The organism is Shewanella sp. ZOR0012, from assembly GCF_000798835.1.
Taxonomy (GTDB): domain Bacteria; phylum Pseudomonadota; class Gammaproteobacteria; order Enterobacterales; family Shewanellaceae; genus Shewanella; species Shewanella xiamenensis.
Genome location: NZ_JTLE01000031.1, coordinates 1 through 4,081, shown reverse-complemented (window position 1 = coordinate 4,081; position 4,081 = coordinate 1). Strand labels below are relative to the sequence as shown.

Sequence of the window (4,081 nt, the reverse complement as noted above, 5' to 3'; positions counted from 1 at the left end):
ATCTTCACTTGGCTCCCCACCTTGACCCTATCGAGCCAAGTTGCTGGCAGATATACCCGCACATAGGGATGCTCAATTGCTAATAAACCAATAAGTTGGCTACCTGCGGCCACCCTGTCGCCCACCCGCCAAGGCAAGGTATCCACCACTGCGGGTTTCGCCGCCACTAGGCTTAAATCCTTAAGGGCTTTTTGCTCCTGCGCCACGCCAGCCATGGCCGCCTCGACTGCGGCTCTGGCTTGCTCGAGTTGCTCGCTGCGGGTGCCGTTTTGCAGCAGTCTTAGGCTCTGCTCGGCTTCGGCTTGCTTGGCAAGGCTGGTATCACGCGCCGCGCGCGCAGCATCTAAATCTGCTTGACTGAGCACCTTAGTCTTGAATAACCGCTGCGTACGCTCAAAACTCTGCTGCGCCTCTTTAACACTGGCATTGGCGCCATCAAGGGCGGCGCGGGCTTTATCTATTTCTTCCGAGCGAGCCCCCGTCACGGCTTCCGCCAGCTTTGCCTTGGCTTGTTTAAGCTCGGCCTGACGCTGGCTAAGGCGCGCCTGAGCGGCGGTGCTGTCAAGCTCGAGTAACACTTCCCCCGCCTGCACTTGCTGGCCTTCGACCACATTTATCCGCTTGATCAACTCCCCCACAGGGGCGGTGAGGGTTAACCTATCGCGCTCAACCGTACCCAGCACTCGGGGGGATTCATCGCCGCAGGCTGTTAATTGCAGCAACAGCGCCGCGCCCAATAGACTCCTCACCAGCTTGCCCCATCTTTGGGGAGATAGTTGCCGCGTCTTAACCGACATCACAGCTAACCCATTAGATACACTCATCATTCACTCCTAGGTTCACGCAAAACGCCCTGGGTAAACACCTGCATATTGTGCAGTGCCAAACGTTGTAAATCCTCGGCATTGCTACTAAACAGGCCAAACTGACGCATTAAAACCGGGGGAGCAATCAGCGGAAACACCATCAAACTGATAAAACTCAGGCGCACTAAATTGGGGTCTAACCCTGCTTTGAGTAATCCAGCATTCACTAATGCCGACTCAACCCATTGGCGCGAGAGGGACAGAATTTGCTCAAACACCGACAACATGATCCGATAGGCCTCGGTGCCATCGCCTTCCTGCAACACACGCACGATTAATCGGGGTAATCCGGGATTAGGTGCCATCACCCGATAATAGATCTGCATCAGTTCGCCAATATCATTAGGTGCTTGAGCGCAGGAGATTTCACGCAAACGCGCAATCACAGGCTCGAGGGTTTCACGCACCATCTGCTCGAATAGCCCAGCCTTAGAGCCAAAGTAATAACGGATAAGCGCCGCATCCACCTCGGCCTCACGGGCTATTTCACGGGTAGAAACAGTGGGATAACTGCGTTCACTAAAGAGCGTCACCGCGGCGGTGATCAGCCGTTGACGTGCATCAGAGTTGCCTTTCGGGCGACCAGCAGCCATAGACAGCCCAGATTGGGCGGCAAAGGGAACCACACCTCTTGGGCGACGAGGGATAACCGACATAAGCCTCTCCGGCAGAATTCATCTATTGATGAATATACTGAAAAGCTGCTGGAAAAGGCAGCAGTTAAATTCCTCATTTTGGTTAAAATTGAGGAATTTAACCTAAAAGCTTAAGCCTAAAATATCAGAGGTTTAAAACCACTCTTAAGGCTTGTATTTATCTTTGATGAAATCCTAAGCCCCTTTAACGATAGCGCTTAAACGCTCAATAAATTGCTGCACCGCCTCAATGGAATCAAAACTAAAGGCTAATCCATAGTGGGTTTCGTTAAGGCTTTTATGTAAACGTTTGGGAAATCGCGTCATTTCCGCGCTGTGGTAATAGTCATATTTAGCATGCACGCCTGCTAAGGTGGTAAATTCACCCGAAAATACCTCAAACGCGGGGCGAATAATCAGTTGCGGCGTTTTGCCATCCATATGCAGGTAAAAGGCTTCCTTAGTACCTGGCAACATATATTCGGTAATACTCTTCACCGAAAAATTGCTACGGCAATTGAGTTCGGTTAAACAGCGGCTCATTTCCTGTTGTGTGATGGCCAAAGGTGCCTCCCAATAAGTGTGAAAACGCTATAGAACCAATAACGATCCAAAACGTTAAAGTAAAAATAATTTTTGAGCCATCCCAGCCAATTCAAACGGCTAAATACGCTATACGTTTTATTAGCGTTTACTGATCAAGCAATTAGCTGTCGGTTAGGTCATATTAAAACAAAGTCAAAAGATTGTCGCTATGTCATTAAATTGTATAGCGAATTTTTGCTTGCCAGCCCCAAATGTTGCGACTAGGTTAATAAGCCAGAGTAAGAGTCTACCCTGTCCACCATAGCAAGGTCACTCAGCTTGTGAACTTTTACTCCCAGTGGTTTTACTGCGCAGCATTCCTTAAAACCAGCCTAAGATTGCCTTGCACCAGAGTGCAGCGATGTCAATCGACACAGACACCTGATTAATGTTCACGATTGCAATGCACTGTAAGGCCGCGCTCAATCACTAGAGATGAGAAACACCCATGAAGATAAAAAACACCTTAATGCTCTTGGGTCTGTTAGCTGTCAGCCCCGCGGTTTTTGCCGCAACAGGTATCGCCTTTGTTCACGGAACCGGAAAACAAACCAATGCGTTAGCCGACTATTGGACTTCGGAATTTGTTAACTCAGTGCGCCAAGGGATACCCGTCCCCAATAATTACACTGTCATCAACTGTGACTTCGACCAATATATGTGGGAAGAAGCCGCCGCGGGTTGCCTCGCCACTCAGCTCAATAGCTTTATTCAAGCGAAGAATATTGATGATTTAATCCTGCTCACCCACTCTAATGGCGGTAATGTGGTGCGCTGGATTTTATCAAACCCCACCTGGGACAGCCGTTATCCTGCGGTGATCAAAGCCACCTCCAGAGTCATCGCCCTCGCGCCATCGAGTGGCGGCACGCCGCTGGCCGATGCAGTCAATCAAGGCAATGTGTTCGAAACGACTCTAGGTTGGCTCTTAGGCTATGGCAGCAATGCAGTCAAACAGCAGCAAGTCGGCTGGATGGCAAACTACAACAACACTTGGCTCTATGGCACCTCGGGTCGCCCGAGTTTAGGTAAACCCTTCGAGGTGGTTGTCGGCTCGGATGTGGATTCCGCCATTTGGGACAGCGACAGCTACTGCGCTGGCTATCAATATCAGGTCGCCCTCGAAACCACCCAAAACTGGCTCGATAGCTGCTCCGACGGCTTCTTAAATTGCAGCTCCCAAAAAGCCGCAGGCACAGTCTGGTTTACCGATAAACAAAAGACCCGAGGCCAAGAACCGTTAAGCCATCAGCAGAGTCGCCGTGCCTGCTTTAACTTAGACACGCTGATCCGCAATCATATTTAAGGAGCCTAACATGCAACCTTTTACACTCCGCACCTTAAGCAAAGCGGTCAGCTTGGCCATATTAGCTAGCCTGCTCGGTGCCTGTCAGGATGAGTCACCCACGCCTGAGCCACAAAAAGAAGCCAGCCCAATGTATGCCAAGGGCTTAACCTTAGCCGCGCCGACGCAGAGCGACCTTGTCGATACTAATATCGCCTCGCCAACTCTCGCGCCGATTAATACCAGTACCGATTACGTCAGCTTTATCACTCCGCTCTATGGCGAATACCAAGCCAGTCAACCCGTGCTTGAGCAGGCAAGCCAAAGTGATGAGTATTGGCTTAATGTCACCGGCGCCGAGCTAAATGCTGGCGTGCAGCTTAACTTGAGCCAAGCGGGTAGCTTAGTGCGAATTGCGCCCCGTGGCGATGTCAGCACAGGCGCCTTAATGCATGCCGATGCCGTTGCCCCCGAGCGAGTGCAAATTCAGCGGATAGGCCAAACGCCGCAGGGGAAAAACGCCAGCCCGCAAGCCACGGAATCCTTGGTTAAATCGCTGGTGAGTGCCGACGCCTTAGCCAGCGCAGGCTTAGCCGATGACTCCAGCGCCCTGCAAATGTCTGAAAAAGCCACGGCCGGAGCATATCGCCTACAAGTCAGCCAGCCCTTGGTCGCTAAGGCCAACTATCTGGTCAACGTGAAGGAAAAAG

5 protein-coding genes are annotated in these 4,081 nt (G+C 51.2%); 2 read left to right on the top strand and 3 right to left on the bottom strand.

Going from position 1 to position 4,081, the window contains the following annotated elements; genetic code table 11:
- The 3 genes from L976_RS01145 to L976_RS01135 all read right to left on the bottom strand — a co-directional run.
- The coding region (locus L976_RS01145; protein ID WP_047533349.1) for an HlyD family secretion protein at window positions 1–824 on the bottom strand (824 nt) is incomplete at its 3' end.
- Window positions 824–1,522, bottom strand: a complete 699-nt coding sequence (locus L976_RS01140) for a TetR/AcrR family transcriptional regulator (protein WP_037416902.1) — start codon at window positions 1,520–1,522, stop codon at window positions 824–826. The genes L976_RS01145 and L976_RS01140, both read right to left, overlap by 1 nt.
- 174 nt (window positions 1,523–1,696) lie before the next feature.
- Window positions 1,697–2,044 (bottom strand): hypothetical protein, encoded by a 348-nt coding sequence (locus L976_RS01135; protein ID WP_047533352.1) that lies wholly within the window; start codon window positions 2,042–2,044, stop codon window positions 1,697–1,699.
- 490 nt (window positions 2,045–2,534) lie between these two features.
- On the opposite strand from L976_RS01135, the gene L976_RS01130 reads away from it, so the two are divergent.
- Both L976_RS01130 and L976_RS01125 read left to right on the top strand, forming a co-directional pair.
- Entirely contained in the window at window positions 2,535–3,392 is an 858-nt protein-coding gene (locus tag L976_RS01130) for a hypothetical protein (protein ID WP_037431013.1), read from the top strand.
- 10 nt (window positions 3,393–3,402) lie between these two features.
- Window positions 3,403–4,081: DUF4785 domain-containing protein (locus tag L976_RS01125; RefSeq protein ID WP_047533344.1), on the top strand; the 679-nt coding region annotated here is incomplete at its 3' end.